The sequence below is a fragment of the Bradyrhizobium sp. HKCCYLS3077 genome, from assembly GCF_051167555.1.
GTDB lineage: Bacteria > Pseudomonadota > Alphaproteobacteria > Rhizobiales > Xanthobacteraceae > Bradyrhizobium.
On sequence record NZ_JBNPTH010000003.1, the window covers coordinates 691,332 to 715,105 of the forward strand.

General features: G+C 58.9%; 25 protein-coding genes and 3 pseudogenes. 18 read left to right on the forward strand and 10 right to left on the reverse strand.

The genetic code is table 11. The features are described 5' to 3' along the window. Positions 1-6 precede the first annotated feature (6 nt). From ACQR0Z_RS15105 to ACQR0Z_RS15150, 10 genes are all read left to right on the forward strand, one after another. A complete protein-coding gene (locus ACQR0Z_RS15105; RefSeq protein WP_434919123.1) occupies positions 7-594 on the forward strand; it encodes a hypothetical protein in 588 nt (195 codons plus the stop codon). A 181-nt stretch (positions 595-775) separates the two neighbouring features. Further along, the gene (locus ACQR0Z_RS15110; protein ID WP_434919124.1) at positions 776-1,690 is read left to right on the forward strand and encodes an N-acetylmuramoyl-L-alanine amidase; all 915 of its coding nucleotides are present in this window, start codon (positions 776-778) and stop codon (positions 1,688-1,690) included. 13 nt (positions 1,691-1,703) lie between these two features. Continuing rightward, positions 1,704-2,186 carry a hypothetical protein gene (locus ACQR0Z_RS15115; protein WP_434919125.1) on the forward strand — a complete coding sequence of 161 codons (483 nt, stop codon included), beginning with the start codon at positions 1,704-1,706 and terminating at the stop codon, positions 2,184-2,186. A gap of 40 nt (positions 2,187-2,226) precedes the next feature. After that, positions 2,227-2,388, forward strand: a complete 162-nt coding sequence (locus ACQR0Z_RS15120; protein WP_434919126.1) for a hypothetical protein — start codon at positions 2,227-2,229, stop codon at positions 2,386-2,388. A 20-nt stretch (positions 2,389-2,408) separates the two neighbouring features. Beyond that, positions 2,409-2,723, forward strand: coding sequence for a hypothetical protein (locus ACQR0Z_RS15125; protein WP_434919127.1), 315 nt, complete (start codon positions 2,409-2,411; stop codon positions 2,721-2,723). Between the two features lie 281 nt (positions 2,724-3,004). After that, entirely contained in the window at positions 3,005-3,403 is a 399-nt protein-coding gene (locus ACQR0Z_RS15130) for a hypothetical protein (RefSeq protein WP_434919128.1), read from the forward strand. A gap of 1,165 nt (positions 3,404-4,568) precedes the next feature. Then, a complete protein-coding gene (locus ACQR0Z_RS15135) occupies positions 4,569-4,796 on the forward strand; it encodes a hypothetical protein (protein ID WP_434919129.1) in 228 nt (75 codons plus the stop codon). 435 nt (positions 4,797-5,231) lie between these two features. Next, positions 5,232-5,426: a hypothetical protein gene (locus ACQR0Z_RS15140; protein ID WP_434919130.1), complete on the forward strand. Its 195-nt coding sequence runs from the start codon at positions 5,232-5,234 to the stop codon at positions 5,424-5,426. Positions 5,427-5,557: 131 nt separating this feature from the next. Beyond that, a complete protein-coding gene (locus ACQR0Z_RS15145) occupies positions 5,558-6,046 on the forward strand; it encodes a hypothetical protein (RefSeq protein ID WP_434919131.1) in 489 nt (162 codons plus the stop codon). A 27-nt stretch (positions 6,047-6,073) separates the two neighbouring features. Next, entirely contained in the window at positions 6,074-7,531 is a 1,458-nt protein-coding gene (locus ACQR0Z_RS15150) for a hypothetical protein (protein WP_434919132.1), read from the forward strand. Positions 7,532-8,503: 972 nt separating this feature from the next. On the opposite strand, the gene ACQR0Z_RS15155 is transcribed toward ACQR0Z_RS15150, so the two are convergent. Further along, the gene (locus tag ACQR0Z_RS15155) at positions 8,504-8,842 is read right to left on the reverse strand and encodes a hypothetical protein (RefSeq protein ID WP_434919133.1); all 339 of its coding nucleotides are present in this window, start codon (positions 8,840-8,842) and stop codon (positions 8,504-8,506) included. A 254-nt stretch (positions 8,843-9,096) separates the two neighbouring features. Continuing rightward, positions 9,097-9,306: a hypothetical protein gene (locus tag ACQR0Z_RS15160; RefSeq protein ID WP_434919134.1), complete on the reverse strand. Its 210-nt coding sequence runs from the start codon at positions 9,304-9,306 to the stop codon at positions 9,097-9,099. A 243-nt stretch (positions 9,307-9,549) separates the two neighbouring features. On the opposite strand from ACQR0Z_RS15160, the gene ACQR0Z_RS15165 reads away from it, so the two are divergent. Next, positions 9,550-10,005: a hypothetical protein gene (locus ACQR0Z_RS15165; RefSeq protein WP_434919135.1), complete on the forward strand. Its 456-nt coding sequence runs from the start codon at positions 9,550-9,552 to the stop codon at positions 10,003-10,005. 160 nt (positions 10,006-10,165) lie between these two features. Here ACQR0Z_RS15165 and ACQR0Z_RS15170 read toward each other — a convergent pair. Both ACQR0Z_RS15170 and ACQR0Z_RS15175 read right to left on the reverse strand, forming a co-directional pair. Next, positions 10,166-10,428, reverse strand: a pseudogene (locus tag ACQR0Z_RS15170) (transglutaminase family protein); the annotation flags it as partial. Between the two features lie 550 nt (positions 10,429-10,978). Then, positions 10,979-11,959 carry a sensor histidine kinase gene (locus ACQR0Z_RS15175; RefSeq protein WP_434856880.1) on the reverse strand — a complete coding sequence of 327 codons (981 nt, stop codon included), beginning with the start codon at positions 11,957-11,959 and terminating at the stop codon, positions 10,979-10,981. Between the two features lie 697 nt (positions 11,960-12,656). Between ACQR0Z_RS15175 and ACQR0Z_RS15180 the strand changes: the two genes are divergently transcribed. Then, on the forward strand, positions 12,657-12,914 hold the full coding sequence (locus ACQR0Z_RS15180; protein ID WP_434856879.1) for a hypothetical protein: 258 nt from the start codon (positions 12,657-12,659) through the stop codon (positions 12,912-12,914). Next, positions 12,914-13,210 carry a hypothetical protein gene (locus ACQR0Z_RS15185; RefSeq protein ID WP_434919136.1) on the forward strand — a complete coding sequence of 99 codons (297 nt, stop codon included), beginning with the start codon at positions 12,914-12,916 and terminating at the stop codon, positions 13,208-13,210. Before ACQR0Z_RS15180 ends, ACQR0Z_RS15185 begins: the two co-directional genes overlap by 1 nt. A gap of 165 nt (positions 13,211-13,375) precedes the next feature. Here ACQR0Z_RS15185 and ACQR0Z_RS15190 read toward each other — a convergent pair whose 3' ends face one another. Continuing rightward, the gene (locus ACQR0Z_RS15190) at positions 13,376-14,278 is read right to left on the reverse strand and encodes an alpha/beta fold hydrolase (protein WP_434919137.1); all 903 of its coding nucleotides are present in this window, start codon (positions 14,276-14,278) and stop codon (positions 13,376-13,378) included. A gap of 367 nt (positions 14,279-14,645) precedes the next feature. Here ACQR0Z_RS15190 and ACQR0Z_RS15195 point away from each other — a divergent pair. Further along, a pseudogene (locus tag ACQR0Z_RS15195) lies at positions 14,646-15,510 on the forward strand (transglutaminase family protein). Positions 15,511-15,590: 80 nt separating this feature from the next. Here the strand turns inward: ACQR0Z_RS15195 and ACQR0Z_RS15200 are convergent. After that, positions 15,591-16,484: a LysR family transcriptional regulator gene (locus ACQR0Z_RS15200; protein WP_434919138.1), complete on the reverse strand. Its 894-nt coding sequence runs from the start codon at positions 16,482-16,484 to the stop codon at positions 15,591-15,593. 109 nt (positions 16,485-16,593) lie between these two features. On the opposite strand from ACQR0Z_RS15200, the gene ACQR0Z_RS15205 reads away from it, so the two are divergent. Continuing rightward, a complete protein-coding gene (locus ACQR0Z_RS15205) occupies positions 16,594-17,694 on the forward strand; it encodes an aldo/keto reductase (RefSeq protein ID WP_434919139.1) in 1,101 nt (366 codons plus the stop codon). A gap of 11 nt (positions 17,695-17,705) precedes the next feature. Here the strand turns inward: ACQR0Z_RS15205 and ACQR0Z_RS15210 are convergent, their stop codons facing one another. The 3 genes from ACQR0Z_RS15210 to ACQR0Z_RS15220 all read right to left on the reverse strand — a co-directional run bounded on the left by ACQR0Z_RS15210 (position 17,706) and on the right by ACQR0Z_RS15220 (position 19,522). Beyond that, on the reverse strand, positions 17,706-17,951 hold the full coding sequence (locus ACQR0Z_RS15210; RefSeq protein ID WP_434856873.1) for a hexameric tyrosine-coordinated heme protein: 246 nt from the start codon (positions 17,949-17,951) through the stop codon (positions 17,706-17,708). A gap of 254 nt (positions 17,952-18,205) precedes the next feature. Next, positions 18,206-19,051 (reverse strand): alpha/beta hydrolase, encoded by an 846-nt coding sequence (locus ACQR0Z_RS15215; RefSeq protein ID WP_434919140.1) that lies wholly within the window; start codon positions 19,049-19,051, stop codon positions 18,206-18,208. A 3-nt stretch (positions 19,052-19,054) separates the two neighbouring features. After that, positions 19,055-19,522 (reverse strand): carboxymuconolactone decarboxylase family protein, encoded by a 468-nt coding sequence (locus ACQR0Z_RS15220; RefSeq protein ID WP_434919141.1) that lies wholly within the window; start codon positions 19,520-19,522, stop codon positions 19,055-19,057. Positions 19,523-19,704: 182 nt separating this feature from the next. Between ACQR0Z_RS15220 and ACQR0Z_RS15225 the strand changes: the two genes are divergently transcribed. The 3 genes and pseudogenes from ACQR0Z_RS15225 to ACQR0Z_RS15235 all read left to right on the forward strand — a co-directional run bounded on the left by ACQR0Z_RS15225 (position 19,705) and on the right by ACQR0Z_RS15235 (position 22,243). Further along, positions 19,705-20,601 carry a helix-turn-helix domain-containing protein gene (locus tag ACQR0Z_RS15225; protein WP_434919142.1) on the forward strand — a complete coding sequence of 299 codons (897 nt, stop codon included), beginning with the start codon at positions 19,705-19,707 and terminating at the stop codon, positions 20,599-20,601. A gap of 203 nt (positions 20,602-20,804) precedes the next feature. Further along, a pseudogene (locus tag ACQR0Z_RS15230) lies at positions 20,805-21,049 on the forward strand (IS91 family transposase); the annotation flags it as partial. A gap of 954 nt (positions 21,050-22,003) precedes the next feature. Next, complete coding sequence (locus ACQR0Z_RS15235; protein ID WP_434919143.1) at positions 22,004-22,243, forward strand: DUF2274 domain-containing protein; 240 nt, start codon at positions 22,004-22,006, stop codon at positions 22,241-22,243. Between the two features lie 285 nt (positions 22,244-22,528). On the opposite strand, the gene ACQR0Z_RS15240 is transcribed toward ACQR0Z_RS15235, so the two are convergent. Next, a complete protein-coding gene (locus ACQR0Z_RS15240; protein WP_434919144.1) occupies positions 22,529-23,677 on the reverse strand; it encodes an aminotransferase class V-fold PLP-dependent enzyme in 1,149 nt (382 codons plus the stop codon). Positions 23,678-23,774: the final 97 nt, after the last annotated feature.

The following is a 23,774-nucleotide window of genomic DNA, read 5'->3' on the forward strand; positions in this document are numbered from 1 at the left end:
TGCGAAATGGCAAGAGGGCTCGATGAGTTATATGTCGTCCTAGAGGACTATAAAAAACTGTTCGCTTGGGCTGTGGCGATCTCCATTATGCCCTTCGCTGCTTCTCTTTCAGAGTTGGCGCCTCCTTGGCCGAAACAGATAGCGGCAGTAACAGCTATCGCTCAGCTTGCAGTTCTCCTTCTAGTGTTTCAAATATTTCGAAATTCGCCCAAACGCGTCGTCAATCGAATTGTGGTCGCAAGTTTCTTGGCGCTCTTCAGTCTTAGCGCGATCTACATCGTTGTGTTGCTCGGATTCACATTTCAATTGTCCGGAACTTCCGAAAGAATGGTGCGAGGTTTCTATTGTACTCAAATTGCGCAGGCCTCCTATCCAGCAAAATGTCCGTTGCTCGGGGCGGACGAGATGAATGAAGCTGGATACGTTGCCTCGCGCCTATGGACCAATGGCTCCATCGTCATGGTCCACGTGACGCTTGTCACAATTTGGACAGCCGCATTTACGGCCCTCGCTCTCCTCGTTGGAAGTTTTGCGATCTTTCAACAGCGGAAAATGCCCCTTCGCTCTCACCAAAAAGGGCAGCAATTAGGATGAAGAGTCTGCGATTAGGTGTAGAGGAGACCTTTGCACTTCAGTCTGGCTGAGCACGAGAAGCAAGAATAGAAGCGACGAGATACCATCCTAGATGAGCGGATGCGTCTCGCTGGGGCGACCCAAACGGTCCCGTCAACTGTGAAGCGAGTAGCCATGATGCCTCCAACAACTGGAGAGCATCATGTCGATCAGCATCAAGAAGGGGCTCGGCTATCGTGACGGGGCACCGTTCCCGTTCGTGAAAAGCCCAAACCACGGCGGCGCGCTGAAGCCGCGCTTCATTGTGATCCATGATACGGCGTCCGGTCTCAAGGACGACGGCGACATTTCGTGGCTAACCAATCCGGCTGCGAAGGTCTCCGCGCACGTCGTCGTGAGCCGCGAGGGCAAGATCACCCAGCTCGTCCCGTTCAACGTGGTCGCGTGGCACGCCGGTCAGTCCCAATGGAAGGGGCTGAAGTTCATGAACAGCTACGCCATCGGGATCGAGATCGACAACCCTGGCAAGCTTCAGAAGGTGTCGGACGGCGTCTACGAGAACGACATCTGCACGATCGACACGAACAAGAACCCGTCGCTCAAGGTCGAGTATGCCAAGACGTCGGCTCACGGTGCGGGCTATTGGCTGCACTACAGCCCCGAGCAGATCGCGGCCGTCACCGATCTGTGCTTCGCGCTCGCGCAAGAGTTCAAGATCGAGGACATCATCACGCATTGGATGATTACGCCGGGCCGGAAGATCGACACCAACCCGCTGTACCCGCTTGATCAGTTGCGCGCGTCGGCGCTTCCCTACAAGCCGGTTGGTCTCATGGAGACGCCGGAAGGCGGTGAGCGGCAGGACAGCAACGAGTCCGGTGAGGAGCACGTCCACCTCGAACCGCGGTGCGACGTACACGACGAGAGCGCGACCAAGCCCGGCAAGCTGAAGGCGTTCATCAAGAGCAAGCTCACGGCGGGCACCGGCCTGTTCACCGGCCTCTCGTTCTCGTCCTTCACGGGCCTGCTCACCGACTGGAAGGTGATCGTGGCGCTGGGCGGCGTGATCATCGTGGGCCTGGGCGTGTGGTTCTGGCTCGACCGCGATGATGGCTAAGCTCGCTCGGTCGATGACTGACAAGCTCGGCTTCGGCGATCTGCTGTGGCAGATCGCAACTTCGGATGCCGTTCTGTTGCTGGTCGCCGGGTTCATCGTGATCGCCATGCTGGTCGGTCACTTCCCGGTGCTCTCAAAGCTGTCGGCACTGCAACAGTACGTCATCCCGGCGAAGCTCGCCGTGTATGCCTTCGTCTTCCTGTTCGCGTTCCTTCTCGGCTTCCGGACGGCCGACGATCGGGCAGAGGCGAAGGCACTGCGGGCCGATGTCGCGAGGAAAGATGAGGTGATCGCCGCGAAGGACTTCGATCTGCGTCTCGCGATCGAAGCTGCCGAAGTGGCGCAGAAGCAACGTGATGAAGCGGCGCTCCGCGCCAAGGAAGCTCAGGACGAAATCGATGACTATGCCCAACGCCACAAGGCGCGCCCTAACGCTTCTTGCGTGCTCATTCCTAGCGACTTTCCTGACAGCTTGCCAGACGACGGCAAGCGTTAGGCCCTCTCCAAGCTTCACCATGCCCCACGAGTCGACGCTCGTGCTCGACGAAGTGCCCGCTCCAAAGATCAAGCCCGGCGACGACGCTCGCGTGGCGTGGCGTCTGGAGCGGGCCGCCCGGATCGAGGCCAATCATCGGCTTCGCGTCTCCCGCTCCAACGTGCGCGACGTGCGCCTCAAGGCATCGGCCGCTGCGAAATGATTACGATCCCCGAATGGCTCATGGGTTTGCTCGGTACCGGCTTCGGAGCGGTCGTGGCGCTTCTAATCCGCAATGCGGTGTCGCACGCAAAGAACGAAGCGTCGGCCAAAGCGGGGCAGGCAATTGCCAATGAGGCGAAGGCGGCAGCCGCTGAAGCACAGCGGCTTGCCGCCGCGACCGAGCGCGACCTTGCGCAGTTCCGCGAGAAGGTCGCGCAGGAATACGCGACTGTCCAACTGATCGATCGGATCGAAGAGCGGCTGGTCGGCGCGCTGGATCGCATCAGCGCTCGCTTCGACCAGTTTCTGTTGACGCAAACCGGGAAGCCGAAGTGATCACCGACAAGAACAAGAGGGGCGCGATTGAGGCTGGCGAGCGTGAGGCTTCGATTCGTGGCGCGTTGCAAGGTGCGCCTTAAGGCGTCCGCTACTGCCCCATCCCTAGTCTGAGTGCAGCGACCAAATGCCCCAATAGAAGCGAGAAACGGCTTGCTTAAAGTCACGGGGAGTATTAGCGCGCTAACGCGACGGATAGATCGAGGATCAAGTTCTAATCGCTTGATTGCTTAGGTTGTGCTGATAATCTCGATTAAGAGAAACATTGGGAGGGCTGACCTATGGCTCCTACAAAAGGCAAATGGCAGGTGTACGAACCCACCGGTCGGCCGGTCGGACTCAAAGTAATGCCTAAGAGCTTGGCTCCTAGAGTTGGCGGAGGAGGGACGCTGATATTCAATTCTTCTTCGCAGACGCAATACATCTTTTCTCCGATTGGCTACTCCTCATGTATCCTCAATGCGATGAGTGATTTTTGGGAGGTTGGGCCGACTTTCGGTGAAACTCTAGCCACAACAATTGAGGCGACCGAGGCTGAGTGTTTGCCTGACGGGACTGTTGTGTTTTCTAATGTCGACGGCTCGGTATCGCCCCCGAAATATCCGGTGGCATATCTATCTCCCCAAACCTACGCGTACATTGCTTATGATGGCATCGCTACACCGCAAGCCGACATGTGAAACGAATCGCTAGTCAGTGGCGCGCAACGTCCTGTTCACCCAAAAGCACGCGCTCTTGCCTTTGGGTCGGACGCAAGGGAGTTCAGTTGCGGGGAGATCTTCGATGAAAACCTCGTTGCCCTTGTCGATCAGGGAGCAGCCCTTGGACACGGCATAGCCCAACGCCATCCTTGGGTCGTCCCGACCCAAACTCAGGAGCTTGAACATGACCTCGGTGGTCGGGTAGGCGAGGGCATCGACTTAGTTTACGTGCCCGGCGTGCCCGATCTCGGTTGCGGCGTTTGCTGCGACGATCTCGGCGACCGGGACGACGACGCTAAGGGGTACTCGAATGGGCGTGTACGAGAGCTCCTAGAGGCTACGGTAATCACAGTGCCGACGGGGGCACGCAACCGAAACTGCCTTGGAGCACAAGAGGGAAGATGTAATTACCGCTGGCGTGATCCACGCCTAGCCTTTGGTCTCCGGAACCCACGCTGTCAGCAGGCGCCAGGCAAAGCGCATTGGCCATCGACGTAGTGCAGCGGCGTTCTCGGAGACCGCTAGGTTAACGAAGAAAGCGGCAAACCCCGCTGGACTCTGTGTTCTGTTTTTGTTCTACTGTCTCCCACTTCCTTCGAACTAGGGTTAGACGATGCCGGACCTCGGCCAAATTCGCTTGGAGATCGAGCGTACGCGCAAGAACGTGGCTAGGCTGCGCCGAGACCTCCTAGCGCTTCAGAAGGCCGGAAGGCCAACAGCCGTTACAGAAGCCGATCTTCAACGCCTGCTCGATCGCGTGGACTTGCTTTGCGAGCAGCGCGACAGGCTAAAGGCTCTCCAACCTCGACCGTCCGCCAGCAAAGTTCTGGGAGGTCGTTCGTGGTAAACTCTACGATCCCGTATCGTCAGGCATCTCGGGCACTGCGTCTTCATCGACGTTGTTGCACAGAGGGCAGGGGTCTCCCGCCGCGCCGCAATCGCAGGCGTCGGCTAGGCTCCCCCAGGGTCGTTCGGGATGAGCTTCACAGACCCATCGCGCACCGTAACAACGCAAGCACACCTTCATGCCGAGTCGATTCTTTAGGCGGGGCGTTGTTCCGATCTTGACAGCTAACCCTCTTGTCCGCATATTGCGGACATGGCTGAGCGGATCTTCCCCGGCCCAACGAGAGGTTAGCCCCGAATGACCGAGACCGCCACGATGGATCAGCAAGAGCAGATCGCACGAATCGAACGCGCTCAAGAAGAGACCCGCAAGTTCGTCACCGAACAGCACAAGCTCACTTCGGAGGCACGCAAGCTTGCGCGCGACGCTTCGCTCGCTCCGTGGCAATTGGTCGTTACGGCGATGACCGCCGGTGCCGCCCTGTTCGGCGCTGGCGCGGCCTTCACGAAGTTGCTCGGGCCATGACCGGAGCACGCCTGACCGAATGTCTGGCCTCGCTGCGTTGGACGCAGCGGGGGCTAGCTGCGATTCTCGAATGCGATGATCGCCTCATTCGCCGGTGGGCGTCCGATCAGGCCGACATCCCGGCCAGCGTTGCGGCGTGGCTTGAGACATTGGCGAAGGCGCACGACGCGGTCCCACCGCCGCAGGGATGGAAGCGACGCCAGTCCGGGTAGCACCGGACCCATGCGGGTCCTTTCTTGCCCGCCTGCGCACGATAGTTTCGGTGGAAATCTCACTCTTAACGTTGCAACGGGGCATAGTTCCGCTAGCGTGTATATCTCCCAAATTACTCGTTGGGGCGGCCCTTCGAGGAATCAACTTCTCAGTTCTGCTGAGAGGGTGTTCCTCATTGTCCGGAACATCTCCCTGCAGCTGAGTGGCCTGCAGGATGGATGAATGAAACAGGATTTTCAGTTAGCTCTACTCGTTGCCACTATCACTGCCGGCTGCGGGGCACTGGCGTTAACTTCCGCCATCCTGAGCCGAGATCAGGCGGCTATGTCGCAGTTCTTCTCCACCGCAAACAGCCTGTTCGACGTCGGTGCAGTCGCCCTTATTGCCTTGATCGTCGGACGAGAACGGTCAAGCTGAGGGCGCGCTTTCGACGAGAATGCTGCATGTTCCCGCTTGGAGCTGGAAGGAAGGCCAATCTCGCGCGAGCCTAATCGATTCAGGTGAGGCAGCGGAATAGTCGATGGCAGACAGAGGCAAAGGAGGGCAGGATGGTTGCCGAGGTAGCTGTGGGCCTGGCGGCGCTGAAGTCAGCGTTCGATCTCACAAAAGGTCTCAAAGATATCGATGATCGGGTTCGCTTGAACGATGCTAGGTTGCTGCTGCAGGAAAAAATCCTTGATGCTCAACAGGCACAATCTGAATTGCTCGGTCGCGTCGAGCAACTCGAAAAGGAAGTGAGAGGGCTTAAGGACTGGACCGAAGACAAGAAGCGATATGTGCTAAGCCAGCTAAGAGAAAACGTGCTCGTTTACTCTTTAAGGCCGGATTTGGCCAACGGCGAGCCGAGTCATAGCCTTTGCCCTGATTGTTATTCTAGTCACTACAAGTCGGTCCTTGTGGGCCAAACTTGGTCGCCCGGACGATGCCAAGTTCTTGTATGTAACGGCTGCGGTTGGGTTGCTTATCTAACGGGGATGGCCGTTCCTGAACACCGCAAACTTCGGCCGGAGCCCTACGAAGGGCCAGCACCGAGATAGGCTGCATCGCGATGGTAGGCAACCGCTATGTCTAAGTCAGTTCTCTGCGTCGGTTTCGAGCTTGCGGACGTACACTCAGAAAGCTTTCGATCAAAAACGTCGCTTCTGGATTGGGACATTATCCTTTTCAAGCCTGATATTGCAGACTTTATCCAGCGGGCGCCTACAAGCTATCTTGGCAAACCGTGTCTGAGTGACGATGAGTCCTTCAAATTGCGAGAATGCTGTGAACACTGGCGGCGCCAAATTCGCGACGCAGTGAACCATGGTAAGACGGTCATTATTTTTCTTCCGCAGGAGGAAACCGTCTTTGCGGCAACCGGAACAGTAGAGGTTTCGGGAACCGGCCGGAATGCACAGCGTACTCGGCACGTCGACACGTATTCCAGTTTTGTAGCAGTGCCCTTTGATTTCCGACCAGGAAACGCGGTCGGAAAAGAAATGAAGCTTGCGCCACTCGGTGCCGAAATCCTTGCGGCGTATTGGAGCGAATTTGGTCAGGCGTCGGAGTATCAAGTGCTGTGGGATGCAGCCTTACCCAGCACTGCAATACTGACACGCGTGGGCAATAAGGCTGCCGGAGCTATTAATCGTTCAAGCTCCTCGTCTGGTGCGCTTGTTATGTTGCCTAACGTGGAGTTTCGCGCATCTCGCTTCTTGGGTGTACGGTCGGGAGAATATGTGTGGAACAAGGAAGGGAAAGCCTTCTGTCACAAAATGTTGGCGGCTGCCGTAGCTCTGGATAAAGCGCTAAAGTCGTCTTCAGAAGTTACTCCCGAGCCTGGGTGGGCGTCTGCTGCGCAGTATGTTACGTCAATGGAACGGACGCTGCGCGGCGAGTTGGCAAGATCAGAACAGGCTGTCATAGAGGCGCAAAAGCTGAAGGATGACATTGCTGAGAAGGTGAGACGAGCCGGCAGCTCGCGCGCGCTACTGTATGAGAAAGGCAAGCTCCTTGAAAGCGCGATCGTAGAAGCGCTCGAGATACTTGGCTTCAAGGCAGCGCCTTTTAAGCAGGGCATGTCCGAGTTCGATGTGGTGTTCGAGGCTGCGGAAGGTCGCCTCATAGGTGAAGCAGAAGGCAAAGACTCCAAGGCCATAAATATCGACAAGCTGCGACAACTTTCCTTGAATATCCATGAAGATCTGCAGCGCGATGAAGTGACGTTACCCGCTAAGGGCGTTCTCTTCGGCAATGGCTATCGCCTTTCCCCGCCGGAGGAACGTGCAGCCCAGTTCACTGAAAAATGTGTAGCCAGCGCACAGAGTACTGGGACCGCACTTATCGCAACGACTGACCTATACAAGGCCGTTAAGCATTGCGCAGAAAACGGCGGTGCTGCCGCTTATGCCAAGGCCTGCAGAGAGGCGATGTTGAACGGAACTGGGATCGTTACTATGCCAGAGCTCTCCTCAGAGGACGCTGAGGCCGTACTGGAAACGATCGAGTTGAGCGCCGTTGGTGACGATCTTCGGGGAGGTTGAGCATCAGGAAGTCGAGGCCGCTCGCTGAGATTGGGATACACCGGCGTTAACCAACCCTAGGCGAGCCGGTGTTCTGCCCAGCTCGTGAAGGCGGCAACGCGACCTCTTCTTCGGCTCCTTAGAGAGACTTCTTCTGATGGACAACGTGCTTCACGGGATCTGGAGGTTGCGTGAGTGGGACAGGAGGCGCGCTTCTGGCGGACAGATGGTTCTCTCCGAGCGCACCAAGTGCAGCAGGGCTGCGCGTAATCGTTCTGCGAGCAGGCTTACTCCAAATCGGTGTCATGCGTTGATGCTGGGGGTGTGCTGAATGCGGTCACCCATAGCTCTCCGACGTAGCTGACATTTCTGAATTGCCAGCTAACCTGTTGAAACTGCTAGGGTCGAAATCCGCGCCATATTCAGAATTGGCGTTGATTTTACAGCCGACGCCAGCGGATTTTGATTCCGCCATTCGGAGGTTCGATCCCTCCCGCCCCAGCCAGGCTACTCCCATGATGTTGTTACACAAAATCACATGCGGCCGGCTTGCGCGCCCGCGCATTTGGAAATTCATTACCCTCCTCATTTGGAAATTCTGTGCTGGTTTCGTTTTCCGCCCGAGCTCGCCTCCCCAAGGCAGCGCATTCAACACGCGCGTCCGCGTTACGCGGTCCCCGGTCATTTTTTGGACCCGGCGAGGACTGCTCAGTAAACTTCGGCATCGGATTAGAAGCGGGCCGTCGTCGAGAGATGGTGAGAACGTCAGCTTGGCGTCACAACGTGTGCGGTGGAGGTCCGCTTGGGACCACGACGGACCTTCTTACCGTCGCGCCTCGCTCATGGTGAGCGTGATGACCGCTCCAGTGGCGGCCCACTCGCCGTCATAGCCCCGCGGAATTGGTCGTGGAGACTACTCACAACTAGCTTCTTTCCGAATTCCTCTTGGCTTATGACGATTGCCGATTCACGCCCGTAAGAGGAGACCTTCAGCTATTTCTTCTTTGCCGGCCCGAAACCCGACTGCGAGGCGACCTCCTTGCGGCTCGGCGCCGCGGCGATCACCTTGGCCTTCTCCTTCTTCGGTTTCTTGGCTTCGCGATTGCCGCGCTGCTCTCCCTTGGCCATGTAGGTCTCCTTTCGAGGTTTGTCTTGGGGGGTGAGTTCGTCCAACTCGTCAGATTTCAGCACCCGGCCGCGCGGCGTGCAGACGCGGACGTCCATGTAACCGTCGCGCAGCAGTTTCTGCGCGAGCCGCAGCGCGAGAGTCGGGCTGCTGCGGTCTTGATTGATGCAGCCATATTCGTTCGTGCCCGTGACGAGGTAGGGCACGCGGATCGGCTTAGCCATGGAATAGCGCAGCCGCTGCGACGAGCAGCAGAAAGCGCACGGGAAGGATGACGGGCGGAACGATCCATCCCGAGGTACGGAAACGCAGCATCGCTACTCCTCGACCTTCTCGCTCAAACGACGACGTCCAACCAGGCGGATTCATCATCTGGATCACAGTGTATTTGATCCCGGATGTTGCATGCGCCATCCATCACTCTGCGTGCTGAGCAACCCTACGCGGCGATAAAGCTCGGTCATTCAGCCTTGTCTGGAGTCCTCTTCGAACGATCTACTCGGACCTCCTTGAATTCCGCCGGTCCATCAAGCAGGCGCTGCTTTCTGGCCGATTGATCCTTGGAACTCGCGGAGCGGTCTGCCTTGCCATCCAAAACCGTGGCGGCCAGATCAAGAGCACGCCTTCGTTTGCGGACCAATCGGCCGTCTTTGGCATCATCGCTCATCATCTTAGGGCCCTTTGAATTGGCAGTCATGTTTGGAAGCGAAAGTCAGCAACCGCGGCAAATGTTCTCGAACTTCGCGGCGATCTGGCCTCTTCCGCACGAAATGGATCGCTGTAGCCGGACGATGCGTCGTTACCAGCTTCGGTCTTCCTGGCTCTTGGAGGAAATGCCGCATGGTAACAGGAAGGGCGGGCGCTGGTGCTTTCGATTGCCCGACAGTCCGGCTCCGCGGCAACAGCCGCTGGCGTGAAGCTGCCCGTTGCGGATACCGGCAAGATCGCCGCCGTCAATATGCCTGTTAGAACCATCCTCATGCTGAGCAGCCCATGGCTATTTGGCTTTACTCGCCCAGGTGGGACTCTCGCCGGTCCAGGCCGGGAGAGAATCCCACTCGGACCACCGCATCCGCCGCTCCTCACCTCCGACCCTCACGAAAACAAACGGCGCATCGTCCCGGCCGGTCTTCGAACCAACGAAGATCGCCGGAACTCCGTAGGCATCCCTGATGATTGCCGTATTTGCCATTTTGGGTCTCCTGTCTGCCCTAAGCTGGCTCAACGCCCCAATAGCTGTACCGGCGCATGGCAATTGACGGTCGTGCCGCTAAAAGATGGCTATCACAGCAATCAGCAGTACGAGGAAGAGCGGTATCAACAAAGGTGGTACGAGCCACTCACGAATGTCGAATTTGTCGGGATCTGACATCTGACCGCCTTCTCTTGGTTCGAGGCGGGAGCGCAACGCTCTCAGTCACCGATAACAGCCACGTTGCGCGCGGTGATGCAATCTGTATAGCAGTCTTCCAAGCCGCTAGCGATATCAATCTCAGCCACATCGTACCCAATCGATCAAGGCCAGCGCTTTAGATAGGTTCATCGGTCCAAATCTTGACGAGTGCGTTAGGCCCGAAAGTGTGGACGATCGGAACGTCTGCTGCATCACGGCCCTGCGCAAGGAGGCGTCCGATTCGCGGAGTGGTGTTTCGTGCATCGGATGTGTAACAGCGACCGCCAAGATAGGCTTCGAACCAGCCTGCAAGTCTCCGGGAGCGTAGGGTCGGGGCATCCCGACGTCGCCGAGCGAGCCGGCGCAATAGCGCGCTCGAAAGTGTATACAACGGCAGAATGTAGTGCTGTCGCCGGTCCTACTCTTCCCAGTATAGCCGCTTGCACGTCGGGCAATCGTAGACTTTCACGTAACCGTCCTTGCGCACATCGAAGAGGCGCGCTCGAAAGGCTGTCGCTATCCTGCAATCATCGCACTGAGGGGGACGCTCCGAATTGGTGTATTCCGCCATTTCCATCGCCCCCGCGTCCTCGTTCGACAGGCGGGAGCGCTGATTCCCGGTGCCCGCTACTCGCTGCGAGCAATCCTCACTGGATGGCTTGAGATGAAAAAATGAGCAATAACATGCGATAGTTTTGCTCGAATGCGTCCAGTCATTTGACTGTTTTGGTTGAAGATCACTTGGCAAGTTCTTCCGGTAGCATCGGGGACGAGCGGGTGAGGAAGACGAGCGACACACCGCGTTACTTCAGCAAACGAGCAACCGCGACCGTCGGACTGCCGCCGCCCGAGTGCAGATCGGACACCGCATGAGTGGACGTCGGTGAAGTCAAAAAACGTCGGCGTAGCATCGTCGTCCGGGACGAGGCCGGCGCCGGATCAGAGCGCTCTAGTCCGCGAGACGATGTTTGCTCATTCGCAGGACGGCAACTACACCTTCGTCTGACCAATCGAAAGCTATGGTGCCGCCGAGCTGCGAAGCCATGCTTCGGTGCGCCATCTTGCTTCCAAAGCCCTCCAGTTTCGTTGGCGGGACCACGGGTGGGCCGCCGCGCTCGGTCCACATCACAACAACGTCGTCGTCATGCGCATTGCATGAGACGTCCAGGGTGCCGCTTGAAACGGACAATGCGCCGTATTTGGCAGAATTGGTCGCCAGTTCGTGGATCACGAGGGCTAATGCGGTGCTCGAGCTCTCCCCTACGTTCATCTTGGGTACTGAAACGCGAATGCGAACACTCGCGCCCTCTTCGTCGTAGGGTGCGAGCAGGACGGAGATGAGGTCGCCGAGACGCGTGGCCCCTGGCTTCTGACCGGGAATTCGACGAACCAGATCCTGGGCACGGCCCAGCGCCATGAGGCGACTGATCAGTTCGTGTGCCATCTCTTCCTTTGTTTCGGCCGAGCGGGACGTCAGGCGGGTGAGGGCCGTGGCAATGGTCAGAAGGTTCTTGACCCGATGGCTCATCTCGCCCGCCAATAGCTCATTTGCTTCCTCGGCCTGCTTGCGTTGGGTAACATCAAGGAAGATGCCGAACATAACTCGTTCCGCTATGTCGGCATCGTCCCCCTGGCCTCGCGCGGAGATCCAGCGAACATCGCCTGCAATCAAAATACGAAAGTCGATCTCATAGGCGCCAATGACCGCTCGCGTTGCCGAAAAGGCTGACCTGACCCTTTCGAGATCGGCAGGGTGGATATTCCTGGACAGTATTTCGAAAGTAATCGTCCGTTCTTCCTTGGGAACATCCCAAAGCTCATAGGCCGCCTCATCCATCGTAACCGCGTCGGTATCGACGTTCCAAGACCACAATGCGACGCCGGCGGCTCGCGTCGCGGCCCGGAGATGTTTTTCGTGCCATACGGGCATGCTCACGTCTCGAGAAGACATTGTCTGGCTTTCCCGCTGATTCAGGTAAGGCGCGTCCTCAGGGTGATGGCGCCAGGATATGCCGGTGATGGAATCGCTGAGCGCTGGTTTGCTCGATTCGCTGGAGAATTCGAGAGAACGCCAGCCGCACTGAAGATGTAACCATAACTCATCCCCCGTCCACTGACCAAGATGAACGGACCTCGTCGAAGCACTATTCACGTTCACCGGGGGCAATTGTGGACCTTGGCGAAGCAGGGGTCCTATGAGATCCCATGTTCCCCTTGGACCAATCATTTAGGCCTAATGCGTGTTGCGCTGGCCCTGGAGGAGCGCCGCTGCACAAACGAGAAGCAACAGCTAAACGAAAACGACTATTGCTGGAACGATCGATCCGAGGCCAGAAAAGCTATCGATCCGAGGCCAGAAAATGCGTCATCGCATGCTCCTGCGCGGGCACGACCGCGGCGTTGCTTCAATGACTGGTCGATCGGCGGAGCTCACGTAGCCCTCAGTCACTAGGCCGTAGCAGGCACGCGTTGATAATTACCACGCTACGCCTGTATGGAGCCAATAGCGAGGACTAAAGCGCGGCGCGAGCCGATGGCTCGATGGTGCTGGCTATTGCCGCGTATTAAGCGCATGGTCGTGATCGCCGAAGCCGGTTGAGGCTGCTCTCACAAAAATGTAGGTGCGCATGACCATCCGTTCGCGGCGGGAAACCGTCACATTCAAGCATCCGTTCCATATCCGCGGCATTGCACGCGAGTTGCCGGCAGGCTGCTATGAGGTTGTCACCGACGAGGAGTTTATTGATGGACTGTCATTCGCGGCCTGGCGCCGGGTCGCTACCATGATCACGGTCCCTTCAAAAGGCGTACAGGGCGCGACCGAGATGCGCGCGATCAATTCGGCCGACCTCGCGAAAGCCCAACGCGCCGACGTGAGCCGTTGATGACCGACATCCCGGTAGAGCTCGACAAGCACCGCGGCATGGCCGCCCAGAAGGCAACGGATCTTCGCCGTGCGCTGGCCGAGGTCGAGAACAATGTCAGGGAGGCGCGCGAGCGCGAGTCCGATCTCGAAAACCGCCTGATTACGGTGCCGGCCACCTCCTGGCCGGAGGCCGCGGTGAAGGCACAATATCTGCTCAATCTTTACGCCGCCAGTTTGCCCCCGGAGGACACGCGGCACCGCGCACTGGTGGCAGCGCTGCTCGAGGATTTTGTCCGGCTCTCCGAGGAGGGCTGAGGCATGTAACGCGCGATGGAGCTCGACGGCGTCGACCGGTGATCACTTTGGCAGACGCGAGCATGTCCGGATGATCGTCCGGTTCTCGATGAGTAACGACGTCAGAGAGAGTCCTTGTGCGGCATGGACATCTCCGATGCACTCCCTTGCGCGACTTCCCGCCACCTAATGTGGCGTCTGAGCAGCAGCTTCGTCGATGGCCGCCATCACGTCCGGCATTGCGGATTGGTGAATCATATGTCCCATCCCCGCGATGCGGTGCAATTTGCTCTGTTTAATCTCCGCATGAAGCCTGGCTGATTGTTCATCTATGTCGATCAGACGATCCTCGTCACCCGAGATGATGACCGTAGGAATCTCAACTTCGCGATAGGTCTTCGCAGCCGAGAATGCGCCGGGAACCATCAATGCCGCTTCCGCCGCGCTGGCACGCATCTGCTTCGGCCGCAGGGCCATCTCTTTGGGGAAGCCGGCAAACTTCCTTGGCGCCGATCGCGGGCCAAACAAAGTTTTCAACATCACGGGCCACATCAAGCGACCGACGATCGGTGAGGCGGTATAGCTGATGATGTCCCCAAGTCCCGGCATCGCCGGCAGCAACGAGGCCGCTCCGTCGCGTCTGGCCGTAGGAAAATAGTATCCCGACGCGAGTACGAGGGCTTCAACCGAAAGCGGGTGCCGGACCGCAAGTGCGACCGCGACTGACGCTCCCCACGAATGCCCAAGCACGATCGCGCGGTGAACACCTAATTGATCAAGAGCGGCCTTGAACAGATCGGCTTGCGCCTCCGCAGTCCAAACGACGCCCCTAGGGCGGGGGCTATGTCCGAAGCCAGGCCGGTCGAACACGATCACCCGATAGTTTTCAGCTGCGCGATCGATCAGACCGCTCGACAGGAAATCCTGGATCATGCTGCCGTTGCCGTGAAAGAGAACGAGAGGCCGACCGCTACCGCGTTCGAGATAGTGAAGCTGGACGCCTCCGACGTCGATAAAACGCCCTTGTGGAGGGTTATCGCGCTGCGCCTTCTGAGCACGCCGTCGATTGATGATCGCGGTGCCGGCCAAGACAGTAGCCGCGCCAGCAACAGTGGTAAGCGCAGGGTGTCGCCGGAACGTGACGAGACAGGCAGACAGAAGTCTGGGAAGACGCGCATGCGGGAAGGTCATTGGCAGTCCCTCGGTGGGTCTGCACGATGCCTCAGGCATTGAGAAATATTGCAGGTGGATTGAACCGGCAGGAATCTGTTTGGTTCCTCGGCCAACGCGAGGTCACTGAATCCGGACTGAAACGGTTGAATCGAGAATAGACCACGAGTTGGCAATATCGATCGCGCAGCCACATATGACAGCTGCTTGGCGTCGAGCTCCACGGCGGTTGGCTATCGAAATGAGCTGACGAGGACGGCAATGCTGCTGTCGGTGGGGGTTGCAGTTGATCACCTTGGACATTCAACATACGACGACTTATCGCTTCCACGAGCCGGTAAGTCTTCTTCCTCATCGCCTTATGCTTCGTCCACGCGAGGGCCGGGATGTTCGATTGCTGTCGAGCCGTATTTCGACAGCGCCTGATGCGGTCTTGAGTTGGGCCAGCGACGTGTTCGGGAATGCGGTCACGACGGCCACATTCTCTTTGAAGACCAGCACTTTGGTGATCTCCAATGCTGCAACCGTTCAGCTTGCCCTTGCCGAATGGCCGATTTTCGACATCGCAGCCTCGGCAATATCCTACCCCTTTCTGTATTCCGATCATGATTGGGTCGATCTTGGCGCCTTGACCACTCTGCAGTCCGCGGACATCGACGGCACGCTGCGCAACTGGGCACAGATGTTCGTTCGCGGAAGCCAGACGGACACATTGGCGCTGCTCAAGGACCTCAGCGCCGGGGTTTCGGAAGCGGCGCGATATCAGAGCCGTGAGGAAGAAGGGACTCAAACGCCGCTGGAGACCTTGAGCCGTGGCTGGGGTTCATGCCGGGATCTGGCAATGCTGTTTGCCGATGCCGCACGCGTGTTGGGTTTCGGAGCGAGGGTCGTTTCCGGTTATCTTTACAACCCGGCCCAGCAAAGTGCGGGCTCCGGCGAAGCAGGGGCAACGCATGCCTGGGCCGAGATCTTCTTGCCGGGAGCGGGCTGGATCACGTTTGACCCTACAAAACCGCACCTTGGGCGGGTTCAACTTGGTACCGATCGCCGTGGCGCGCGACATCCGCCAGATTGCGCCCGTGTCGGGCAGCTACATCGGCAGCACCAACGCCTTCGCTGGTATGTCAGTCGAGGTCCTGGTCACCTCATAGCTCGCGATCGAACAGCTTGTTCGTCGAAAGCCAAATTCATGAGAGAAGGCCGCAATCGAGGCTGAATACCTGACCAGGGATTACTTTGGTGACCATCTAAGAGCGTCGATCAGCGCGCGAAGCGCCGGTGTGATCTGCCGGCTCGGATAGTAGATGTGGCACCCTGGATAGGGGGGACACCACTCACCAAGCACCTGAACCAGCCGACCGTCGGCAATCTCCGCGGCGACATCGTGCTCCATCATATAGCCCAGCCCAATCCCGGCGCGCACCGCAGCGCCGACCAGCACCTCCTCGTTGACAATGAGCGGGCCAGCGGGCCGCACCTTCACCTCGCGACCGTCGCGCTCAAATTCCCAAGCCAGCAACCCGCCGCCGCCGATCAACCGATAGTTGACACAAACGTGCCCATCGAGCTCGGAAGGCGCCAACGGCGTGGACCGCCCCGCGAAATAGCTTGGCGTCCCGACCACTACCGTGCGCAGCGGCGGGCCCACGGGCACCGCCACCATATCGCGCTCCACCGTCTCGCTGAGCCGGATCCCTGCGTCGAACCCGCCGGCGACTAGATCCACCAGTCGATCATCGACGATCACCTCGACCGAAACGTCAGGGTGGTCGAGCAGGAAGCGGGGCAGGCCGGGAGCAAGGATCGTGCGCGATGCATAGGCGAAGGTCGTCAATCTGATCGTGCCAGACGGCGCGCCGCGCCAGTCGTCGAGCGCGGATAGCCCGCGCGCCATCTCCTCTAGCGCTGGCGTCAGCGAGCGCAATAGCCGCTCGCCCGCCGCGGTGGCCGCGACGCTGCGGGTCGTCCGTGCGAGCAGCCGCACGCCGAGTCGATCCTCCAGAGCGCGCATCGCATGGCTCAGCGCGGACGGCGACAGCCCCAGTTCCGCGGCGGCGCGGGTGAAGCTCTGCGCGCGCGCCACCGTCGCAAAAGCCGCCAGATCGTCAAGTTTGCCGCGCCTCACCGCATCGTTCCCATTGCTGCATGAAATTCACAAGCCTTTGCCATGGCTGCTATCTAATGCTCGCCGGGCCGGGCCGCTATCTCTCGTATTATTCACAGGAGATACAGTAATGGACCTCAACAGCTACCGCACCGTCGGCCGCTCCGGCCTTGCCGTCAGCCCGTTGGCGCTCGGCACCATGACTTTCGGCGCGGGTCGCTGGGGTACCAACGAAGCGGGCTCGCGAGCCGTCTTTGATGCTTATGTCGGGGCTGGCGGCAATTTCGTCGACACCGCGGACGTCTATTCGGGCGGCGAGAGCGAACGCATGCTTGGCCGCCTCGTTGCCGACCATGGCCGCGATCGCTTGGTGATCGCCACAAAGTCGGGCTTCCCACGCCAACCCGGCAATGTGCTCGCGGGCGGCAACTCGGCCCGCAACATCCGCGACGGCATCCATGGCTCGCTGCAGCGCCTCGGAACCGACTATATCGACCTGTACTGGACGCATGTTTGGGATCGCACCACGCCGGCAGAAGAGGTGCTACGCGCCCTGACCGATGCTGTCGCGCGCGGCGACATCCTGTATTATGGCTTCTCAAACGCGCCGGCTTGGTATGCCGCTCAGATCGCGACATTGGCGCGTGCGCACGGCCTGCCCGAGCCCGTCGGGCTGCAATACAGTTATTCGCTCATCGACCGCGGCGTCGAGCTTGAGGTGCTGCCTGCAGGCCGGGCGCTGGGGCTGGGGCTGGTCGCATGGAGCCCGCTCGCCGCGGGCATGCTGACGGGCAAGTACGGCCGCGACAGGCTCGCGCAGATCGGCCCAGCGGGAAGCCTGCCCAACAAGGCTGCCGATGCCGGGAGGGAGGGGCGCGACGGGCGCCTCAACGGCGACAACCCTTTCGGGGGGATGCTGTTCACGGAAGACAATTTCCGCGTGGTCGACGAATTGCGCGCTGTCGCCCAGGAGATGGAGCGGCCGCTGGCGCAGGTCGCGCTGGCTTGGGCGGCCAATCGACCCGGCGTATCGTCCGTTCTGATCGGGGCGAGCAGGCCCGAGCAGGTGCGTGAAAATGTCGCCTCACTGAATATCGATCTGCCGCCGTACCAACAGGCTCGGCTGAGCGATGCAGCCAAGCTGCCGCAGCTGAATCCGTATTTCATCTTCGACCTCCCGTCGGAGAGCATCTTCGGTGCCCCTAAGGTAAGCGGCTGGACTGACCAATGAGCGAATAAGGATCAGCGCCAATAGCCATTCGCCGCAGCAATTGTGCTGAACTCGACTGCTACGACATGGCTTGCCGCAATCAGTCCACCAGCGTCGTTGGCATACTTGGCCCGACCTGACTGCAGGATTTCCAGTTCTCCCTGGATCGCGTGTATCGAATGACGTGCGAGCATGATGGCTAGAGCCCTGCCTTCCTCAGGCGTCTTTGTGATCAGCGTATTGTCAGGAATCAGCGGCTTCTGCGCCACATGTGTCATTGATAATCTCCTGTTGGGGTATGACGACATTTCGATGTCCGGTCGCGGCAGCTACTTCCGTCAAGAATGCTGGGGATCAAATCAATCGCCGTTTGCTGCTGCTCCTGCATAATGCAGATTCAAGAACTGGCGATTACCGCATCTCCAACGTCTAAGGCGACGCCTGAGATCGCTTGCGAGACTCGCGCGCGACCAGAAGTGTAGCAAACCATGAGATTGGACTGGACCCTGCGGGCGCATCTGAGCGCATTGAGCTAGTCCTGTCGAGGAAGGCGGGCACCAATCCAGTCTCTGATGTCCGCCATCACGGTGTCTCTGCCGACATCGTTGAGGAGGTCATGAAAATACCCTTCGTAGAGTTTGAGCGTCTTGTCCCGCGATCCGACCGTATCGTAGAAAAGCTGGCTGCCCGTCGCCTTGGCGGCTCTGTCGCCTGTGCCGTGAAGGATGAGCACCGGCAGGGTGATGAGAGGAAAATCCAACTTCAGCCGTTCATCCGCCCGAACCATCTCGGCGATGGTCTGCGTTGGCTGCGCTTCGTGAGCAATCAGGGCATCGGCATTCATCGACTGCACTACCCTCAGGTCGCGGGAGAAATCCTCGTTGTTCAGCTTCAGAACGTGCGCATGCGGCGCGACATGGCTCAGGCCTTTCAGAACGGCCAGCGCAAACTGGGGAGCCGGTACCCGGAAGGCGAAACTTTCGCAGATCAGCCCTGCCAGCTCTGACTGGTAATCGAGAGCGAAAAGGCACGACACCACGCCGCCCGCGCTGTGGCCAAGCAAAAACACCGGCAACGCAGGCTCCCGCACCTTTGCCAGCGATACGACAGTTCTGACGTCACTGACATAATCCGAAAATGTCTCCACGTAGAATCGTTCGCCATCCGACCTCCCGCGGCCTCGCAGATCGAGGGCGTAGACTGACACGTCCGCCCCGACAAGCTGTTCGGCGACCCAGCGATAATAGCCACTATGAGAATTGAAGCCGTGGACGATCACGACGATGCCTCTCGATTTGTCGGAAGGTCGCCAGGAACGAACGAATATGTTCAGGCCTCCGTTACCTTCGAAATTCTCTTCTCTCATGACCAGCACCATTGGTTACGGCGCACTAAAATCGATGAACGAGCCATCGGGTCCGCGCCCAAATCCGATTGCGATGCGGTTGTACGCATTGATGAGAGCGATGGCATAGGTGAGGTCAGCCAATTCCTTGTCGCTGAATTGAGAGCGCACAGCTTGATAGTCAGCATCCGGCGCATGCGTTTCGCCGATGTGGGCCAGAGCCTCGCACCATTGGAGCGCCGCGCGCTCCTTCTCCGAAAAGAGATCGCCGCAGTCGCGCCAGACCTGCAAAAGAATCAGCTTCGGAATGCTAAACGCTTCATTGAGAAGGTCGCGTGAGTGAGTTGAAATGCAGTAGGCGCAACCGTTGATCTGAGAGACACGAAGATAGACGAGATTGACGAGGGAGGACGGCAGGCCACACTGCTCGATGAAAAGGTGGACGGCGCCGAAGGCCTGCATTCCCCGCGGGGAAGCGGCAACATAATTCAATCGCTCTGCCATTGCTTCATCATCCTGGCCGATGGAACCCTAAACGTAGGCGCTTCCTGGAGAGACGGTACTCGACCGGCGCTGACATTGTATGTTCCGAGATTGCTGTCTTTTATTCCAGAACTGCTAATCGCTTGCGTTCCGTGCTGTGCAGCTCATAATGCAGCTGTCAAACGGACATAAGGATAGCCATTGTGAGCTTGCTCGATCATGGCGTTCAAAAATATCCCATTGGGGATATCCTGAAATCGTCCGCGGCCTGCAGCTGGCCGGGCGTTGCCGCCGAAGTGAGAATGCACCCCGCGGGCGAACTTCCATCCATCACGCTCGAGCACATGGAAATTGGGATCGCGCTAAGCTGTCATCCGAATTCGATCGTCAGCCGCAAGGGCGACGGACTGCAGCAGGTCACAAAAGTTGAGCCCGGCACGATCTGGCTTTGTCCAGCGGGAACCCGCGAGGAGGACATCAAGGTGTCCGCTTGGCATGAGGTATTGCACCTCTACCTTCCTGTCGGACGTTTCGATCAGCTTTCGGAGTTCTATCCTGGCGCAAGAATCCGGGCACATTCGATACGTTATCTTGGCGGCATCCATGACGAATATATCCGCCGAATTGGCCAGTCGCTTGTTGACGAAATGCGCGCACCGTCCGCTGCGGGTCATGTTCGAGCAGATTCGCTAGCCATCTCACTCGTCGCTCGGCTGGCGCAAAGATATTCGAGCGATTGGTCGTACGGCACCAACCCGGCGGCCGTTCGGGCACAGCTCGACGAACGCCGAGTTGGTCGGGTGATCGATTTCATGATCGCGAATATCGATCAGGACTTGTCGATCGACGATCTGGCGTCCATCGCCTGCCTGAGCCCATTTCACTTCATAAGAATGTTCCAGAAGGCCGTTGGAAAGACCCCTGCACGCTATCTTAATGAACTCCGTCTCGAGCGAGCAAAGACGTTGCTGGTTCTTGGCAATGCCCCCCTAGCCGACATTGCGCTCGGTTGTTGCTTTTCATCTCAGTCAAACTTCACCAGCGCCTTTCGACGGGCTACAGGCGTGACGCCAAACGAGTATCGGAACACGAGCCGATAAAGAACCGAGGGACGTGAAAAAAAGTCTCCGGGTACTAGGAGCGACCTCTCGGCATTTTCCTATCGAAGTTCGCCGCGGACCGTCCTTCGATCGCGCGGGATTTCGGACCTCTTCGGCGCGAAACGAAATCCAAGGGCGGTGCGCGGCATAGTCGAGGCTTGTCCAATTGCGGAGGCGGTTGACGACGACCGCTTTGGGTCACGGGACTAAACCGCTCGCGCGGTTGGGCACGACAACCGGCAGCACGGAACGTCGCACGTGCGCGCGAACTGCTCGCCGTCAGGCATCGTGGGGATGAGCCGACCGAGACTGTCATCGACACCGCCAAACCGCCATGTCCATGCTGCGGCGGTCGCGCATGATCATCATCAAGGTCTTTGAGCCAAGCGCAACGCCGCCCCACCGACCGAGCGCACCAATCGTCGCCATCAGGATCGATACCTCATGACTGCGCGACCGCCATTCGGCAAAGCTGCTCGTCATGCCCGCCGCTCATCGACCGGCCACGGCGGAACGCACCTAGCCTCTCTGCTGTCCTCGCCGAACGGCCGACATTTGATTGCGTTCGACGCTGCACACCGCTCATTCAGGTCGTGTCGTCTCGCGCAACTTGCTGCAGGGGTTCGAACTCCATCAGCCGGCTCGCCTGCAGCGCTCAAATGCCCGTAGAGCCTGCCGCACCAGTCCTGCCCATCATGCACGGTTTCCTCCCTTGGAGGCCTTCGGACGCCGGCCGCCCGAATGTGCCGCGCCGCTAATCATGCGACCGGCATCCGAAACCCTTCACAATAGCGGAAGCCATCGTAGGTTGAAATAAAACGGACCCTCTAGTTTTAGCATGCTTAGTCAAGTGCTCGTCCGAGGTAAAGAAATCTATGATCATAAAGGTATGATCCGGAACGGTCAGAGTCTGTCGGCGTCGCTCTGCCAGCTTCTTGCCGAGTTTTAAAGCTTCCTGGGCGCAGTCTGTACGCGGAGAGCGGCGAATGACGCGGACGGGACAGAGCCCAGCCGTCAGTCGCTCTATATGAAAATGCTTGAGGGGTTCCCGTCCGCCGAAATGCTGGATAAAAATGTGCGCTGAGAGCTGAGATGGGCAGTCGATGCGTGACGACATGACAACATTCCTAAGCGGCGGGGGACGGATGGGTGAGCTTGTCCGCCTTTTCGACTGGAGGACTAATCCACTCGGGCCTCCGGAATCGTGGTCGCAATCCCTTCGCTCGGCACTGTCCATTTGCCTGTCTTCGAGCTTTCCAACGGCGATATATTGGGGGCCGGACCTTAGGCTCCTTTACAATGACGCGTGGTCTGTCATCCCAGCCGAGCGCCATCCTTGGGCTCTCGGCCGTCCAACCGCGATCTCGTGCTCGAGCCGTATCGAGGGTAGAGGAGGCTCCAGATGAAGCTCAAGATCGCAGCCTTGCCTGACGACAAGCCAGTCAAGCTCACGCTCGAACTGCCAGCCGCGATTCACCGGGATCTGCGGACCTATGCCGAGCTGATTGAACCCGACGCGGGGCAGCACGCCGAGAGTCAGGCTCGATTGATCATCGTCATGGTAAAGCGCTTTGTGGAGTCTGATCGAGTCTTCGCGAAAGCAAAGAAGGGACGCGCACAGGATCGCCCGCCAAAGCGCTGATCATGCCGCTATTGCCGAACTCGCTGTCATGTGTACTCCAAATCACGTTCGTGCCCTCGGACAAGCGCTCGGAACCCGCAACCAAAAGGATTGGTTTGGTGCAAATTGAGTGCAATGTCAGTTAGATCAGCTCGCCGCGATTTCGGAGCCGCTACCTAGCTGTCCAATGCTCCCGAAGAACGTGCACTTGTGAGCCCGTGATCTGCTCTCGTTTGGCCGAGATCTGGACCGATGAGATGCGCCTCGATGGCCTCGGCGATGCTGGTTCCATGGTGTGTCGATGTTTCAACGCGATAGTTCATAGCTGAGTGCTGTGAGACATTGAGCAGCATCGGCGTCCAGATTGTAGACGTGTGGGCTGATCCGGATGAGGCCATGCCTCACGCTGATATGGACGTTGCGTGCTGCGAGACGCGCCACCATCGATTCCGGAAATGGGGATTGGCCTCGCACGGCCAGAATGTGCGGTGAGCGAAACCTGTCTTCGACCGTGCACAGCGATAGTGACTTTAATCCTTCAGCAATGATCTTGGTGAGGGATGACACGTGCGCGCTTGCCGCTTCGGCGCTCCAGCCAGTCATGAACGTCAGAGCCGCGAGGCCCATGGGAATGGCTGCGAACGTATCCGGCTCGCCGGAATCGAGCCGTGTTGCACCACTTGCAAATGCCAGCTGCGAACTGTCCTGGACCAACGCAGGATTGGGTCCCTGCCGGGTGCCGACGTGCTGCTCGAGGGGCTGAATCTCCTGATGTTGCGGGGCGACGTACAGGAACGCCAAGTGAAACGGACCGAGCAACCATTTGTAAGTCGGAAAAACCAGCCAGTCCGGCTGAAGCTTCGTGACATCGATGGGCATGATTCCTGCGGCTTGGGTGGCATCGACGAGGACAACACCGCCCTGCGCATGGATTATCGGAATGATCCGGGACAGGTCGACGACGGCGCCGCTCGTCCAATGTAGCGGCGTCAATCCGGCGAAGCTGACCGGGGCCGCGCCGGGCCTCAGGAGCGCTGCAGTCAGCGCCGCCGTCCAGTCATCGCCATGCGTGGGCTCGACAATTTCCAGTGTACAGCCATGGACCTCGGCGTGCCGCGCGAGCCCCAGGGAGAGTGAGGTGTGCTCTCCAGCAAGAACCAGAAATCGGCTGCCGGGGGGAGGGCGGTGACCGGCGCAGACAGTCGCGATCCCGTAGCTCACTGCGGTGATCACGGCGACATCCGAAGAGCGTGCGCCAATGAGCCCGGCGGCTAGGCCACGCAGCTCATCGGTCATCTGCCGGGCGGCGGCTCTGTCCCGAATCCACGGTTGTCTCTTACTGGAGATCCCGGCGATGCCAGCCTGCTGGACGACGTCTGGAATTGGGCCGATGGCAGCGGCGTTGAGGTAACAAACTCCTTCCGGAAGCGCGAAAGCCTCCTTGATGCCGATCATGGGGTCCTCCCGGGCAAACCGGCCGCAGGCTATGGGTCGGACGCGTCGCTGCGCAACGGTGTCCCCAGTTGATAAAAATTTTGGATCGAATGGCATC

Excerpts from the sequence above, each read along its gene's own strand:
- ACQR0Z_RS15105 (WP_434919123.1), top strand. The coding sequence starts at position 7 with ATGGCAAGAGGGCTCGATGAGTTATATGTCGTCCTAGAGGACTATAAA.
- ACQR0Z_RS15110 (WP_434919124.1), top strand. The coding sequence starts at position 776 with ATGTCGATCAGCATCAAGAAGGGGCTCGGCTATCGTGACGGGGCACCG.
- ACQR0Z_RS15115 (WP_434919125.1), top strand. The coding sequence starts at position 1,704 with ATGACTGACAAGCTCGGCTTCGGCGATCTGCTGTGGCAGATCGCAACT.
- ACQR0Z_RS15125 (WP_434919127.1), top strand. The coding sequence starts at position 2,409 with ATGGGTTTGCTCGGTACCGGCTTCGGAGCGGTCGTGGCGCTTCTAATC.
- ACQR0Z_RS15130 (WP_434919128.1), top strand. The coding sequence starts at position 3,005 with ATGGCTCCTACAAAAGGCAAATGGCAGGTGTACGAACCCACCGGTCGG.
- ACQR0Z_RS15135 (WP_434919129.1), top strand. The coding sequence starts at position 4,569 with ATGACCGAGACCGCCACGATGGATCAGCAAGAGCAGATCGCACGAATC.
- ACQR0Z_RS15140 (WP_434919130.1), top strand. The coding sequence starts at position 5,232 with ATGAAACAGGATTTTCAGTTAGCTCTACTCGTTGCCACTATCACTGCC.
- ACQR0Z_RS15145 (WP_434919131.1), top strand. The coding sequence starts at position 5,558 with ATGGTTGCCGAGGTAGCTGTGGGCCTGGCGGCGCTGAAGTCAGCGTTC.
- ACQR0Z_RS15150 (WP_434919132.1), top strand. The coding sequence starts at position 6,074 with ATGTCTAAGTCAGTTCTCTGCGTCGGTTTCGAGCTTGCGGACGTACAC.
- ACQR0Z_RS15160 (WP_434919134.1), bottom strand. The coding sequence starts at position 9,306 with ATGATGAGCGATGATGCCAAAGACGGCCGATTGGTCCGCAAACGAAGG.
- ACQR0Z_RS15175 (WP_434856880.1), bottom strand. The coding sequence starts at position 11,959 with ATGCCCGTATGGCACGAAAAACATCTCCGGGCCGCGACGCGAGCCGCC.
- ACQR0Z_RS15180 (WP_434856879.1), top strand. The coding sequence starts at position 12,657 with ATGACCATCCGTTCGCGGCGGGAAACCGTCACATTCAAGCATCCGTTC.
- ACQR0Z_RS15185 (WP_434919136.1), top strand. The coding sequence starts at position 12,914 with ATGACCGACATCCCGGTAGAGCTCGACAAGCACCGCGGCATGGCCGCC.
- ACQR0Z_RS15205 (WP_434919139.1), top strand. The coding sequence starts at position 16,594 with ATGGACCTCAACAGCTACCGCACCGTCGGCCGCTCCGGCCTTGCCGTC.
- ACQR0Z_RS15210 (WP_434856873.1), bottom strand. The coding sequence starts at position 17,951 with ATGACACATGTGGCGCAGAAGCCGCTGATTCCTGACAATACGCTGATC.
- ACQR0Z_RS15215 (WP_434919140.1), bottom strand. The coding sequence starts at position 19,051 with ATGGTGCTGGTCATGAGAGAAGAGAATTTCGAAGGTAACGGAGGCCTG.
- ACQR0Z_RS15220 (WP_434919141.1), bottom strand. The coding sequence starts at position 19,522 with ATGGCAGAGCGATTGAATTATGTTGCCGCTTCCCCGCGGGGAATGCAG.
- ACQR0Z_RS15235 (WP_434919143.1), top strand. The coding sequence starts at position 22,004 with ATGAAGCTCAAGATCGCAGCCTTGCCTGACGACAAGCCAGTCAAGCTC.
- ACQR0Z_RS15240 (WP_434919144.1), bottom strand. The coding sequence starts at position 23,677 with ATGATCGGCATCAAGGAGGCTTTCGCGCTTCCGGAAGGAGTTTGTTAC.